The sequence below is a fragment of the Cryobacterium frigoriphilum genome, from assembly GCF_004403305.1.
In the GTDB taxonomy this organism is placed as follows: Bacteria; Actinomycetota; Actinomycetes; order Actinomycetales; family Microbacteriaceae; genus Cryobacterium; species Cryobacterium frigoriphilum.
The window spans coordinates 153,814-166,520 of record NZ_SOHE01000069.1 but is presented as its reverse complement, the minus strand read 5'-3'; the positions used below and the strand labels follow the sequence as shown (position 1 = coordinate 166,520).

The following is a 12,707-nucleotide window of genomic DNA, read 5'->3' as shown; positions in this document are numbered from 1 at the left end:
GAGCCGGAACCGCTGCGGCCGGCGCTGGAACCGCTGTGGCCGGCGCCGGAACCGCTGTGGCCGGCGCCTCAAGCGTGCGGGCCGGAGCGCTTACGGCCGGGGCGCCGGCACCGGTCGGCTTCGCTGCGGCCAGGTCGGCCGCCTGAGCGCTCGCCGAAAGCTGAAAGCCGGCGACCATGCCCATCAGGGCCATCGCGGACAACGCCCCGGTGATCACACGAGCATTGCGGGCGGGGTGCACGCGTCGAAAGCGGGATCGATCAGCCGCGGATTCAGTCATCATCATCGCTGTCCTCTTCATCGCTGTCCTCTTCATCGTTGTCCTCTTCGTCGTGCTGCTCCGACTCGTGCTCGCCGTCATCATCCGAGTCATCCGAGTCGGGGTAGCCGCCCGACCCTCCCGAGGTTGCATCGATCGCCGGAGTGCTCGGGGCTACCACGATGGGTGCCGGCGAGGTTGGCGGCGAAGAGGGCTCGGCGGAAGGCACCGCCGTGGACTCGGCCGTGACCGGCGCATCGACGCTGGCCGGTACGAGCACATCCGTGGCCCGGCCGATCGTGCCGTTGTTCGCCGAATTCAGCGTGTCGGCGTTGACCGCCATGGCCACGGATGCCGTTCCCAGCACTCCGAGGACGGACAGAATAGTGATCGTTTTCGACTTGGTGAGATTCAGCTTCATGCTTCGAGACTACGAATCCACCGTTCTGGTTTCGGCCCGCGAACGTCCAAGACTTGTCCAAGAAGATCCCGCCGACAACCAGATGGTTCGCCGACCGGCAGCGCACCCGGCACACTGAAGTCATGCGAGTACTGCTGGTGGAAGACGATGCGTCCGTCGCGGACGGCATCATCGACGGGCTGGGGTCTGCCCAGTTCACGACGAGTCATGTCACAACCGGCGCTGCCTGCCTCGCGGCGATGAACACGTTCCGGCCCGACCTGGTGTTGCTCGACCTGGGTCTGCCCGATATGGACGGCATCGACGTGTGCCGGGCCATCCGTGCGCGCCACGACACTCCGATCATCGTGGTCAGCGCTCGGGACGGCGAAATCGACCGGGTGATCGCCCTCGAGATCGGTGCCGATGACTACGTCGTGAAGCCGTTCGGGATGCGAGAGCTGGTGGCCCGCATCCGCGCCGTGCATCGTCGGTTCGGAGCCTCGGCGGAAGCTCTAGAGACCGAGCAGGAACCGACCGAGCGGCGCTTCGGCGACCTCGTCATCGATACTCGCGCGCAGCGGGTCACGCTCGACAACTCCCTTGTCTATCTCACGCCCAAGGAATTCGCTCTGCTCGTGTATCTCTCCGACGACCCAGGCGCGGTGTTTCGCCGGGCGGACATTCTGCATGATGTCTGGGACACCAACTGGTATGGCACCACGAAGACCCTCGACGCGCACATCGCGGCGATCCGCAAGAAACTCGGCAACCCGGGCTGGATCGAGTCGGTGCGCGGGGTCGGTTTCCGTTTCGAACAGCCGGCCCCAATCGTGCCGTCACAATCCGCGCCGTCACAATCGGCGCCGTCACAATGAAGTGGCGGCTGATGGCCGCCTTCGTCGGCGTCACCCTGCTCGTACTGCTCGTGCAGGACGTGCCGCTGAGCTTCTACCTGCGGGGCGTCGAGAACGACCGCATCATCACGGCCCTCGAGCGTGACGCGTTCGTGCTTGCCGGACGCAGTGAGGAGGCCCTCGAAAGCGTTGATATCGCCGACGATGCAGCCCTGACCGCTGTGGCCCGCACCTACCGGGATGCCGGCGGCGCCCGCGTGGTCATCGTCAACAATCGGGGCGAGGCTGTCGTGACGAGCGATGATGACCAGTCTCGGGTGGGTGTGTCGTACGCGTCGCGGCCGGAGATCATCGACTCCCTGACCGGTGCGATCACAACCGGCACGCGCTACTCCGACACCCTGCAGGAGGACCTGCTCTACGTGACCGTGCCCGTGTTCAGCGGCGACGAGGTTCTCGGCGCCGTGCGGCTCACCTATCCGTCGCAGGTGGTGACGGATGCCGTCAACGACCAGCTGCGCATGCTCGGCCTCGTCGCGCTCACGACGGTGCTGCTCGCCGGCGTCGTCGGGTTCATTTTTTCGAGCACGGTCACGCGGCGCCTGCACCTGTTGCGCCAGGCCACCGAGCGCCTCGCCGAGGGTGACCTGGCATCCCGAGCCGACGAGACCGCCGGAGCCCCCGAGATTCGTGCGCTGTCGCGCTCCTTCAACCGCATGGCCGAGCGCCTGAACACCCTCATTCAGCAGCAGCGCACATTCGCGGCGGATGCCTCCCACCAGCTGCGCACGCCGCTCACCGCCTTGCGGCTGCGCTTGGAACGAGCCCGCGAGCTGATGAACGCCGACCCGCGCGGCGCCGCCGAGCGGCTCACCGCCGCCGAGGGCGAGGTCGACCGCCTCGGCAACATCGTCGAAGGCCTTCTGCTGCTCAGCCGCACCGAGGGGCACTCTGCACCGCTCATCACGGTCGACCTCGCCGACATCGCGCGCCAGCGGGTGGAGCAGTGGGCGGCGCTCGCGGCGGAAATCGGTGTGGACATCCGCTTCGAGGGGCCGGCCTCGGCGCCGATTCAGGCGACCGCCGAGGCCGCGGAACAGATCGTCGACAATTTCATCGACAATGCCCTCACCGTGAGCCCGCCCGCGAGCACCCTGATCGTGCGGGTGTCCGTCGACGGCGACACGACCGCCGTGCACGTGCTCGACGAGGGCTCGGGGCTCTCGCCAGAGGACTGCTCCCGGGCCTTCGACCGGTTCTGGCGCGCGACCTCCGACAGCGCAGGGAGCGGCCTCGGCCTCGCCATTGTCGCTCAGCTGGCCGTGGCGAGCCGGGCCAGCGCGCGTCTCACGCCGCGAGCCGGGCCCGGTCTCGACGCATCCGTCACCTTCACGACGGCCCTCGTACGGTAGCCCGCACGCAAGCCCGCGGCGCAGTTCTTGCACACTAACTCACGGCGCGGTTGGCGCGGTGGTTTTGTGCGGGCCGCCACGTTTGGCTCGGATCAATCCAGGCGGGGCCGAGTACTTCGGGCCGTCCGTGGGTCATGCGGATTTGCCAACCCGAGGTGTCGATGGCGTGGTGATGTCGATAACAGAGGCACACCCCGTTGGCGACTTCGGTTTTGCCGCCCTGGGCGTAGCTTTTCACGTGGTGCAGTTCGGTCCAATAGGCCGGAATGTCGCAACCGGAGATGATGCAGCCGCCATCGCGAGACATGATGGCTTTGGTCATCGCTGGGGAGAACGCCCGCCGCTTATCGCCAACGCGCAGCACCTCATTGTTCGGGCCGAACAAGATCGGGATGAACCCGCCACTGCAGAGGGCCTGGTCGACGGTCGTGAGTGAGACCGGGGCCTCAACTCCATCGATCCAGCCCACGCCGCGCCCGGCGTTGAGATCAACCGCGTTCACGTGCACCGTGACGGTGGGGGCCGAGCCGCCCATCACTCCGGCTTTGGGGTCGCGGGCCGCTTCACGGACCATGTCGCGCAGAATATCGGCCCGCTTCTCCCCACCGGGGCGACGGTCGATATCAACGACCTCGGCGTCAGGCACGACCTCGGCCCCGTCGGACCCGGCCAGCTCGGTGTCAGGCACGACATCGGCCCCCTCGGCCCCGTCCAGCTCAGCCGGCCCGGCCGTGGGGAGAAACTTCACCGTCGCCCGCGCCGACAGCCGCGACGCGAAATACGTCTCGAACTCCCCGCGCAGGTCGGGGGTCACGCCGCCGAAGATCCGGTACAGGCCTCGTTCGAATGAGCCGAAGCTGATGCTGCTCTTGGCCTCCCGAGCCTCTTCCTGGGGTGCGATGCCGTCGGGGTCGAGGCGGGCCTGCCACTCGTGTACCAACACCCGCATCCGATCAGCGGGCAACGCGATACCGGCACCGGGGAGACCGGCGGTGTCGTCGTTGAGGGCGCCCGTCGCGTTGGCTACCAAGACTCGTTCGGCGAGGTGCAGGTCCGAGGGGTCGGCCTGCCGGATCACCTCCTGCAAGCCTTTCACGATGATCTCGGCCGAGTCCACGCCAATCTCCCCGGCGGCCAGTGCCGCACTCACGGTGGGAAACACCGCCGGTCGCAGCTGTCCCACCCCGGGCCGCGCGCTGGTCAGCGCCCCCAGGCTGATGCGTCGCTTCACTTCTCGCACGGACACGTGGGTGACGCTCATGATGAGGTCGAGCTTGCCGGTGCACCCCATGCGCTTGGAGAGGCTGGCGGTGCCGCCGTAGAGCTCGACGTCGGCGCGGCGGGCGACCTCCGCTGTTGATGCAACGCGGGCACCATCGACGCGGCGGCCGAGCTGCTCAAGACCATCAAGAAGGGCGAGTGACAAGGCATCATCTTGTAGTGAGTAGGTCAGCCCGGTCAGGGCCTTGGCGAGTTGCTCGGTGATGTAGGCGAGCTGGTCTACCGGATTGTGGTCGGCATCTGTGTCCGACGGGAGTGTCTGTGACATATTCTCAGTTTACTCCCGCATGAAGAAAAATACCAGAGAATCTCAAGAACTTTTTCTGAGTCTGGTATTTATCGACGCCCCGAGTAGCGGCCTGTTCGGCCGGGTGATCGTGCTGCACCAGCTCCATCTGTCGGAGTCTGAAACGCATCTTTTCAACCCGAGCCTCTCACCACCCACCGACACTCCACTCCCCCTGCGGACAGCGCCGCGGCACAACCGCGCGTCTCTGGAAACCGCTATGGGTCCTTCTCTATTTCGGCATCGCGAGGCTGAGCCAGCGTTCCTCGATGGCATAGCCGAGATGTTCATTCATGCGGATGCTGCCGGCATTGACCTGAGCACCACCCGTGCCGAAGATCCTCACGCCATCGTCGGCCAAGGCCGTGATTGATGCCGCCTTGACGGCAACGGCGAGCCCTCTGCGGCGGTAGGAAGGGTGGACGGACGTGAATTCAGTTTCCGCACGCGCGGTCGTCAGGCTAATGACGGTGACAGCCACGAGCTGCCCAGCATCGATTGCACCAAACAGGCGGTACCCCGATCTCCACAGTTCGAGTACCTCGGACTCGTCGCGCTGCGGCACGGCTGTCGCCGGCGTGTAGGGGTAGTCGGCGTGGTTCACGGCTTCCAGCGCCGTGACCTGGGGCGCCCAGCTGTCATCGAGTTCCTTGATCAGGAATCCCTGATCCGTCGCCGCAACGACGGCCGCGGTCAGCACCGCTCGGTGAGGTGGCTCGCTGAGCCGCAGGCGGGCACCCCACGATTCGCCGACAACGACGTAACCCGCCTCGATTAGATGCTGCAGGCGTGGGTCGTTGAGTTGGACTATCTCTATATCCGCGGTCACGAAGACAGCTTGTCAGAGTCACCTTCCTCAATCCGATCCGAGGCTTCGCCGTATCCGTCGCCACACGGCTACCCTTTCTCGCAGAGCGCAAAATCGCAGACGCGGGACTTCACGAGTGGGAGGCTGAGGTTCATGTTCAATCTCAGTGCTGCGGCACCCGGAACGATCGTCTTATTTGACTCCGCGGATGAGGGCGGCAAGCGGATGGTGGCGACCCTCATTCCCGGAGTCGTCAACGAAAACGGTGTTCTCACGGACCTGTTGTGGACCGACTCGCATGGCGGCACGTGGCCGCTTCAGGTCATAGAGAATGGGAATCCGTTCGTCATTGTGCGCCCGGTCGGCTTCGACCTGGCGCACCCCGTACCCGGGCTCATCGTCACGTTCGACAATCCGCACGGCGATGATCACCCGTTGGTTGCGACGTTCGCTCCCGGGCGCCTCGGGCAAAACGGGGAGTTCCTGGACGTGAGTTGGGTGGACTCGGCCGGCAGGCGGTGGGCGTACGAGGTGATCCTGCAAAACAACCCGAGGGTCTTCGGTGACGCCGTCAACCAGCCAACGAATCTGGCTGAGCTCCGCGTGCTGCTGGAGGCACACATCATGGCCTCTGCCTACTCCATCAACGGCGCCGCAAACGGCGAAGCATATTACCTGGAGCAGCGTGACGGCCAGTGGACTTCATACTATTTGGAGCGCGGCCGCCGACACACCGTTCACGAATTCGACTCCGAGTCGCAGGCCTGCTCTTACTTCTGGGACTGGCTCCAAAACGAACGCGGTGTCCGCACATCCACCGATTCCTAACCCCCGCGCTTGCGCGGCAGCGAAGAGCTGAAGTCAGCCGACCTCGCTGAGGGTGCGCTCGATGGAACCGAGACGAGCGTCCATCGAGTCCAGCTTGGCGAGCAGCCGGGCGTTGGTCTCGTTGCTGGTGGCGAGCGCGTCGCGCAGGGCAGAAACGCTGCTCGAGTCAGAAGTGTGACGACGAGACTTGAAGTACATCGCGAAGATCCCGTAGGTGATGCCGCCGACGATTCCGGCGATCGGAATCAGATATGCCCAGTCGAACCCCATGATGATTTCCTTACTCGTGTGTGGTCGCGGCGTTCGCCACGGCCTGTGTAATGACTGCGATATCCACCGTCAGCGAAAACGGAGCGAGCGAGACGTGCTTCAGCGCGGTGCCCTCCGGGGAGAGCTCCAGTGCTGTCGTCACAAACCCGGTCGCTTCGAGCTTGGCCAGATGCATGTAGAGCAACGCCCGGGACATCCCCACCCGCCGCGCCAACTCACTCACATGCACACGCCCGGCGCTCAATTCGGTGAGAATCAGCATGCGCTGCGGGCTCGCGACCGCCGCGAGTGTTGCGCTGAGTTGCTCCACATTCATGCTTCGCCTCCTGACAGGTGTAACTATATTCTTACACCTGCAAGATATGCAAGATTTTGAGCTGTGAATGTGTGCCGCCACATGAAATCCGGATGTCTGCGATACTAGAGATCTGATATATGGCCTGTACTCATAGCCATCCGAAGACCCATACAACGGGCATCCACTTAGAGGAAACCCAATGACGGATCAGACTTTTCAGTTAATTGCTATCGTTTTATACCTCGCCGGCATGGTCGCGATCGGCTACTTCGCCTTTCGCCAAACCAAAGACCTCGACGATTACATGCTCGCAGGCCGAGGCCTGAAGCCCGGCACCGCAGCGCTCAGCGCGGGTGCGTCCGACATGTCCGGCTGGCTTCTGCTCGGCCTTCCCGGCGCAATCTACGTGTCCGGTCTCGTTGAGGCCTGGATCGCCATCGGCCTCACCATCGGTGCCTGGCTGAACTGGAAGTTCGTGGCCCCGCGGCTGCGCTCCTACACCGAGGTGTCGAATAACTCCATCACCATCCCGAGCTTCTTCGAGAACCGCCTCAAGGACACGTCCCGCCTGTTGCGGGTCGTCTCCGGCGTCATCATCCTCGTGTTCTTCACGTTCTACGTCTCCTCCGGCATGGTCGCCGGCGGAGTGTTCTTCGAGGAGTCCTTCGGCTCGACCTTCGTGGTCGGCATGCTGATCGTCGCCGGCGTCACCCTGCTCTACACGCTGTTCGGCGGCTTCCTCGGCGCTACCCTCACCGACGTCGCTCAGGGCATCCTGATGCTCGTCGCCCTCGTCGCCGTTCCGCTCGTGGCCCTCAACGCTACCGGCGGCGTCACGGCTACCCTCGACTCGATCCGCGAGATCGACCCGAACCTGCTCTCTCTGACCGCCGGCGGATCCGTACTCGGTGTCATCTCCGCGGCAGCGTGGGGCCTCGGCTACGTCGGTCAGCCGCACATCATCGTGCGTTTCATGGCCATGCGCACGCCGCAGGACGCCAAGGCCGGACGCCGTATCGGCATCGGCTGGATGATTATCACCGCCCTCGGCGCCATTGCCACGGCCCTCATCGGACTCGCGTACTTCCAGCAGAACCCCGACCTGACCCTCGCGAACCCGGAAACGGTCTTCCTGCTGCTCTCGCAGACGCTGTTCCACCCGTTCATCGCCGGTCTCGTGCTGGCCGCCGTGCTCGCTGCCATCATGAGCACGATCTCCTCGCAGCTGATCGTCTCCTCCTCCGCCCTGGTGGAGGACCTCTACAAGATCGTCGGCAAGAAGGATGCGTCCCCGAAGCAGCTGGTCATGCTCGGCCGTCTCGGAGTGCTGCTCGTTGCCATCGCAGCGGGCGTCATCGCGCTGCAGCAGAACTCGACCATTCTCGACCTGGTCGGCTTCGCCTGGGCCGGCTTCGGTGCCGCGTTCGGCCCGGTCGTGCTTCTCTCCCTGTACTGGAAGAAGCTCTCCACCTGGGGAACGCTGGCCTCCATGGTCACCGGTGCCGTCGTCGTGTTCATCTGGGGCAACTCCCCGCTGGGCGACGTGCTCTACGAGATCGTGCCCGGCTTCGGCGCCAGCCTCTTGGTCGCCATCGTCGTGTCGCTCGCCACCTACAAGCCCAACTCTGAGATCGACGCCGAATTCGACGCCGCTGCAGAGCAGGCTCACCCGAACTACAAGGCTCCGAAGAAGGCCTCAGAGAAGGCCTCGGTCTAACTCCCGAGCACGACCAGCAGCACTCACGACGAACGGCATCCGTTCCCGGCCCTCATGGCCGAGAACGGATGCCGTTCGTCGTTCTGCCGTCGGGCACACCCTCAGGCCCTGCCGGGTACGCGGCGTCCCACCAGGCGAGCGCTCGGATGCCGTAGAACGTCAGCCACTTCGATGGCTCTCCGGCCGCAACGTCGGTTTCGAACCAGACCCGCCCGGGGTGGCGTCGCTCCTGAAGCCAGGTTCCGTCGGGCAGCCGCGCGGCGCGAATCAGCTCGATCGCCTCGCCGAGCCTCTCATCGGGCGACGTGCCGTCGCGCATCGACGCCGCACGAAAGTAGTCCACCGCGGCGAGCGCGCTGTAGAACCAGCGAAACGGATGCGCGAACCGCGGCGCCCACGGCCCGACCAGCTCGTCCGTCGAAAGCCGATGCAGCAGCCGACGCTCGAGCAGGTACTCCTCCCCGGCCCGCCGAGCCGCGCGAAGTTCCTCGCGGTGACCGCCGACATCTCCCCCGGTCGCCTCCTCGTAGTACAGCAGCCCCCGCAGCGAGTTGAGCGTGGAGTGGAACGATGAGCGGGCAGACCCCTCGACCCACTCACAATTCCACCCGCCCTCGGTCATCTGATGGTCAAGAAACCACTGGGCGATTCCGGAGACATCCGCGCCGAGCCAGACACCGTTGGCCAGGGTGAACGCGTTGATGCAGGCGTCGACCTCACCGCCCCAGTACGGCAGGTTCTCGTATTCCCAGCGGCTGTTCACCGCGAGCAGCTCGGCCGTGCCGGCCAAGGCTTCGGCGTCGAGGCCCCAGTCACGCAGTGAGTTGAGCGACCAGGTCGTTGCCGTGTACGGTTGCCCCGCACCATCCGCTGCCTCGGGGCCGTCGAAATCAAAATCTTTGGGAAAGTACGCCCCACCGGCCCACTGGCCGTCGGCATCCTGCAGCGCAAGCAGGCGCACGCCGAAGCCCTCGGAGCCCACCCGGGCCCGGGTCTCGGCCCAGACAGCCCGGGGCGAACCGGCGAGGTCACGCTGCACCTGCCAGCGCAGCGCAGGGTCGGAGTCCAGCAACCATTCGAGGCGTGCCTGGTCGTGCGCTACCGGGTCGAGGGTCATGTGCAGCAGATTACCCTCCGATTGCGAGACGGTGTCGGCTACACAACATCGAAGTCGGGGCCAGCGGCCTGGCTTGTCGCCGTGCGGGCATCCGCGGGGTCACGCTGGCGGCGGCTCGCCCACAGAAACGGCACGCCGATGAGTTGCACGAGGCCGCCGATCACGAGCGAGGTGCCATACCCGCCGAGGTCGGCGGCGCGGCCGAGCGCCGGCTGAATGAAGACGCCGCCGAGACTGCCGAACAGCGAGTCGAATGACAGCACGGTCGCCCGCTGCTTCGAGGGGATCATGTCGTTCAGGTAGGCCTGCCGTACCGGCCCGGCCACCGCGAAGACGAACCCCCAGAGCACCAGCAGAACGACCGCGAGCCAGAAGATGCTGTTCACGCCGAGCAGCACGAGCACGATCACGCTGGCGACGGATGCCACAATCACCATGGTCGTTCTTCGTGCGAACAGTGCACGCACGCGCGATGCCAGCACTCCCCCGGCGATCTGCGCGAGCGACAGCGCGGCCGCGGCCAGCCCCGCGACGGAATAGGCAGAGGGGTCACCGTACAGTTCGAGCAGATATGGCTGCAGAGCGTAGAAGGCGTAGAAGCCGACCCCGGCGGCAAACGGCGCCGACAAGATCATGTAGCGCACCGAGCGCCGCTTGAGACCGTGCTCGATCGACTCGGACAGAACGGCGCGGGTCGCTTTCAGGGGCCCGGCGGAGCGGTCGGCGGTGAAGCCGAGGTCTTTCATCACGACGAAGGCGAAGACGAACATGGCCACGAGCACCGCGGCCCGCACCACGAACGGCACACCGAGGTTGCTCACCTGGGCGATCACACCGCCGAGCACCGAGCCGACGAACATGGCGATCCCGGTCACGACGAGTCCCCGGCCGAAGACGGCCTCGAGACTGCCGGTGTATTTTGTGAAGGCGAGCGCATCGACCAGCCAGGCCTCGACTGCACCGGAGAAGAAGGTATAGCCGAGCCCGAGCAGCACCGACACGATCGCCCACCACACGAAGGGTGCCTGCCAGACCCACAGCATCCAGTACAGCGCCGTGGTGACGGACAGCGTGATGGTGCCGAGCAGGTACGACACCTTGCGCCCTACCGTGTCGGCGACGACACCGGTGGGAATCTCGAAGATCACCATGCCCGCCGTGAAGAACGCGTTGGCCGCGAAGGCTTCAAAATTCGTCAGGCCGGCATCGAGCAGAAAGAGCGTGTTGATGCCCCAGATGAACGACGCCGCGAGGGTGTTGCCGAGCATCAACGTCAGGTAGATGCGCTGCACGCGCCGGGATGCGACGTTCACGAGCCGGCGCCAGGCAACACGTTTCGCTGCGTCATACCCGCCATGATCGCCCCGATCACACTCGAGGGCTAGGTGTCCGTGCTCTGCTGGGCCAGATACGCCTCCGGGCCGATCTCGGCTGCGACCGGGTCCATCCAGAGGGCACTGAACAGGTTGCCGTCGGGGTCTTCGAAGTCCCGCGCGTACATGAAGCCGTAGTCCTGGGCCGTGCGGTGCTCGATTCCACCGGCGACGATGACCTTCTCGAGAAACGCGTCGACCTCGTCACGGGAGTCCACGCTGAAGGCCGTCTCAACCTGTACGCACGCGTGGGGCTCGGCGATCGGCTTGTCGGTGAAGGTAGCGAAAAAGTCCCTGGTGAGGACCATCAGAAAGACATTCTCGTCGATGACGACACACGCGGCGTTCTCATCGGTGAACGCCGGATTGATGCTCCAGCCGAGCGCGGCGTAGAACACCTTGGCTCGGTCGAGGTCGCTTGTCGGGAGGTTGACAAAAATACTGGTGACCATGATGACTCCGTATCCGTCGATGGCTCGGCCCACCATCTGCGGGTCACCAACATGCTGGTGAGAGGCAAATCACTTGTCAAGGGCTGTTTCGTAGTCAGCACGAGTCGGAGCTGCCCGCCGCGGGGTCGACGAAAGTGGCCGTGCCGCTCGGCACGGCCACAGCAGACACCCTCGTCGCCTCGCTCACCGGCACCGTGTCACGATGACCCGCCCGAGTCCCTCCCGGCCCTACGCTTGAAGCATGCAGCGAGCCATCATTCTCGGAGGAACCGGTGCGCTCGGGCGCGCCACCGCCCGCCGCCTGGTCGCCGCCGGGTGGAGCGTCGATATCACCGGCCGTCAGGAGTCCCACCTGCCCGGCGACCTCAGGCAGTCCGGCGCCCGCTTTCACCCCATCGATCGACATGACACCGGCGCACTCGCCGCCCTGCTCGGTGACGGCGCCGACCTGCTCGTCGACGCGCTCTGCTTCACGCAAGCGAATGCCCGCGAGCTCATCCCCCTGCTCGGCGATGTCGCCTCGACGGTCATGCTCTCGAGCAAGGCGGTGTACGCCGACGAGCACGGCAACCACGTCAACTCCGACGTCGCACCGCGCTTTACCGGCCCGATCCGTGAAAATCAGCGCACCATGGCCGCGGGCCACGGCGACCACGACTCGCGCGAGGGCTACGGAGCCAACAAGGTCGCGGCCGAGCAGGCGTTGCTGAACAGCGGATGCCCCGTCACCGTCATTCGCGCATCGAAGGTTCACGGAGATGGTGCGGCCCGCCCGCGTGAGTGGATGTTCATCAAGCGCGCCCTCGAACAGCGCCCGGCCGTGTTCCTCGCGCACGGCGGAGCAGGCATCGACCACACCACGGCCGCCGTCAACACCGCCGCGCTGATCGCGCGGGTCGCCGAGGTACCGGGAACGCGCATCCTGAACAGCGCCGATCCCGATGCGCCGAGCGCACTGCAGATTACCCGGGCCATTGCCGCGCACTTCAACCAGTTCGAGTACTACAACCACGCGTGGGAAGAAATCCTGCTCGACGACTCCGTACAGACATCGGCCGACCCCGATCTCGGGCAGCACCCCTGGGATGCCCGGCCGCCGATCATCCTCGACACCACCGCATCCATCGAACTCGGCTACACCCCGGTCGGCACCTTCGCCGAGACCATTGCCGGCGAGATCAACTGGCTGTTGTTCCTGGATCGCGTCGGTTTCGCGCCCGGCGCGGAAGACCCGTTTTTCGGCCCGCTGCTCGACTATGCCGCCGAAGACCGCTACCTCGCCGCTCGGGCCAGCGACAGGCAGGCGAACGGGCGTCAATAGACTGGCGGTTACCGTTCGCCCAATCGAA

General features: G+C 65.4%; 13 protein-coding genes and 1 pseudogene. 5 read left to right on the top strand and 9 right to left on the bottom strand.

What is annotated here, in order from left to right; all coding sequences use genetic code 11:
* Window positions 1-286, bottom strand: a pseudogene (locus E3T55_RS16700) (hypothetical protein); the annotation flags it as partial.
* Complete coding sequence (locus tag E3T55_RS16695; RefSeq protein WP_134520678.1) at window positions 273-680, bottom strand: hypothetical protein; 408 nt, start codon at window positions 678-680, stop codon at window positions 273-275. The gene E3T55_RS16695 and the pseudogene E3T55_RS16700, both read right to left, overlap by 14 nt.
* A 122-nt stretch (window positions 681-802) precedes the next feature.
* On the opposite strand from E3T55_RS16695, the gene E3T55_RS16690 reads away from it, so the two are divergent.
* The gene (locus E3T55_RS16690) at window positions 803-1,537 is read left to right on the top strand and encodes a response regulator transcription factor (protein WP_134520677.1); all 735 of its coding nucleotides are present in this window, start codon (window positions 803-805) and stop codon (window positions 1,535-1,537) included.
* Complete coding sequence (locus tag E3T55_RS16685; protein ID WP_134520676.1) at window positions 1,534-2,928, top strand: sensor histidine kinase; 1,395 nt, start codon at window positions 1,534-1,536, stop codon at window positions 2,926-2,928. The genes E3T55_RS16690 and E3T55_RS16685 overlap by 4 nt, the downstream gene beginning before the upstream one ends.
* Window positions 2,929-2,962: 34 nt before the next feature.
* Here the strand turns inward: E3T55_RS16685 and E3T55_RS16680 are convergent, their stop codons facing one another.
* On the bottom strand, window positions 2,963-4,477 hold the full coding sequence (locus tag E3T55_RS16680) for an HNH endonuclease signature motif containing protein (RefSeq protein ID WP_134520675.1): 1,515 nt from the start codon (window positions 4,475-4,477) through the stop codon (window positions 2,963-2,965).
* A 250-nt stretch (window positions 4,478-4,727) separates the two neighbouring features.
* Window positions 4,728-5,324: a GNAT family N-acetyltransferase gene (locus tag E3T55_RS16675; protein WP_134520674.1), complete on the bottom strand. Its 597-nt coding sequence runs from the start codon at window positions 5,322-5,324 to the stop codon at window positions 4,728-4,730.
* A 132-nt stretch (window positions 5,325-5,456) separates the two neighbouring features.
* Here E3T55_RS16675 and E3T55_RS16670 point away from each other — a divergent pair, with 132 nt between their 5' ends.
* Complete coding sequence (locus tag E3T55_RS16670) at window positions 5,457-6,131, top strand: hypothetical protein (protein WP_134520673.1); 675 nt, start codon at window positions 5,457-5,459, stop codon at window positions 6,129-6,131.
* 33 nt (window positions 6,132-6,164) lie between these two features.
* Here E3T55_RS16670 and E3T55_RS16665 read toward each other — a convergent pair whose 3' ends face one another.
* Both E3T55_RS16665 and E3T55_RS16660 read right to left on the bottom strand, forming a co-directional pair.
* Entirely contained in the window at window positions 6,165-6,401 is a 237-nt protein-coding gene (locus E3T55_RS16665; RefSeq protein WP_134520672.1) for a hypothetical protein, read from the bottom strand.
* A gap of 10 nt (window positions 6,402-6,411) precedes the next feature.
* The gene (locus tag E3T55_RS16660) at window positions 6,412-6,717 is read right to left on the bottom strand and encodes an ArsR/SmtB family transcription factor (protein WP_134520671.1); all 306 of its coding nucleotides are present in this window, start codon (window positions 6,715-6,717) and stop codon (window positions 6,412-6,414) included.
* Between the two features lie 181 nt (window positions 6,718-6,898).
* On the opposite strand from E3T55_RS16660, the gene putP reads away from it, so the two are divergent.
* Entirely contained in the window at window positions 6,899-8,416 is a 1,518-nt protein-coding gene (gene putP, locus E3T55_RS16655; protein WP_134520670.1) for a sodium/proline symporter PutP, read from the top strand.
* Window positions 8,417-8,468: 52 nt separating this feature from the next.
* Here the strand turns inward: putP and E3T55_RS16650 are convergent, their stop codons facing one another.
* From E3T55_RS16650 to E3T55_RS16640, 3 genes are all read right to left on the bottom strand, one after another.
* On the bottom strand, window positions 8,469-9,533 hold the full coding sequence (locus tag E3T55_RS16650; RefSeq protein WP_241993109.1) for a squalene cyclase: 1,065 nt from the start codon (window positions 9,531-9,533) through the stop codon (window positions 8,469-8,471).
* Between the two features lie 38 nt (window positions 9,534-9,571).
* Window positions 9,572-10,846 (bottom strand): MFS transporter, encoded by a 1,275-nt coding sequence (locus E3T55_RS16645; RefSeq protein WP_134520669.1) that lies wholly within the window; start codon window positions 10,844-10,846, stop codon window positions 9,572-9,574.
* A gap of 68 nt (window positions 10,847-10,914) precedes the next feature.
* Complete coding sequence (locus tag E3T55_RS16640; RefSeq protein ID WP_241993108.1) at window positions 10,915-11,394, bottom strand: VOC family protein; 480 nt, start codon at window positions 11,392-11,394, stop codon at window positions 10,915-10,917.
* 205 nt (window positions 11,395-11,599) lie between these two features.
* Here E3T55_RS16640 and E3T55_RS16635 point away from each other — a divergent pair, with 205 nt between their 5' ends.
* Entirely contained in the window at window positions 11,600-12,679 is a 1,080-nt protein-coding gene (locus tag E3T55_RS16635) for an NAD-dependent epimerase/dehydratase family protein (RefSeq protein ID WP_134520668.1), read from the top strand.
* Window positions 12,680-12,707 lie beyond the last annotated feature (28 nt).

Coding starts and splice junctions, on each gene's coding strand:
- E3T55_RS16695 (WP_134520678.1), bottom strand. CDS start 680: ATGAAGCTGAATCTCACCAAGTCGAAAACGATCACTATTCTGTCCGTC.
- E3T55_RS16690 (WP_134520677.1), top strand. CDS start 803: ATGCGAGTACTGCTGGTGGAAGACGATGCGTCCGTCGCGGACGGCATC.
- E3T55_RS16685 (WP_134520676.1), top strand. CDS start 1,534: ATGAAGTGGCGGCTGATGGCCGCCTTCGTCGGCGTCACCCTGCTCGTA.
- E3T55_RS16680 (WP_134520675.1), bottom strand. CDS start 4,477: ATGTCACAGACACTCCCGTCGGACACAGATGCCGACCACAATCCGGTA.
- E3T55_RS16670 (WP_134520673.1), top strand. CDS start 5,457: ATGTTCAATCTCAGTGCTGCGGCACCCGGAACGATCGTCTTATTTGAC.
- E3T55_RS16665 (WP_134520672.1), bottom strand. CDS start 6,401: ATGGGGTTCGACTGGGCATATCTGATTCCGATCGCCGGAATCGTCGGC.
- E3T55_RS16660 (WP_134520671.1), bottom strand. CDS start 6,717: ATGAATGTGGAGCAACTCAGCGCAACACTCGCGGCGGTCGCGAGCCCG.
- putP (WP_134520670.1), top strand. CDS start 6,899: ATGACGGATCAGACTTTTCAGTTAATTGCTATCGTTTTATACCTCGCC.
- E3T55_RS16650 (WP_241993109.1), bottom strand. CDS start 9,533: ATGACCCTCGACCCGGTAGCGCACGACCAGGCACGCCTCGAATGGTTG.
- E3T55_RS16640 (WP_241993108.1), bottom strand. CDS start 11,394: ATGGTGGGCCGAGCCATCGACGGATACGGAGTCATCATGGTCACCAGT.
- E3T55_RS16635 (WP_134520668.1), top strand. CDS start 11,600: ATGCAGCGAGCCATCATTCTCGGAGGAACCGGTGCGCTCGGGCGCGCC.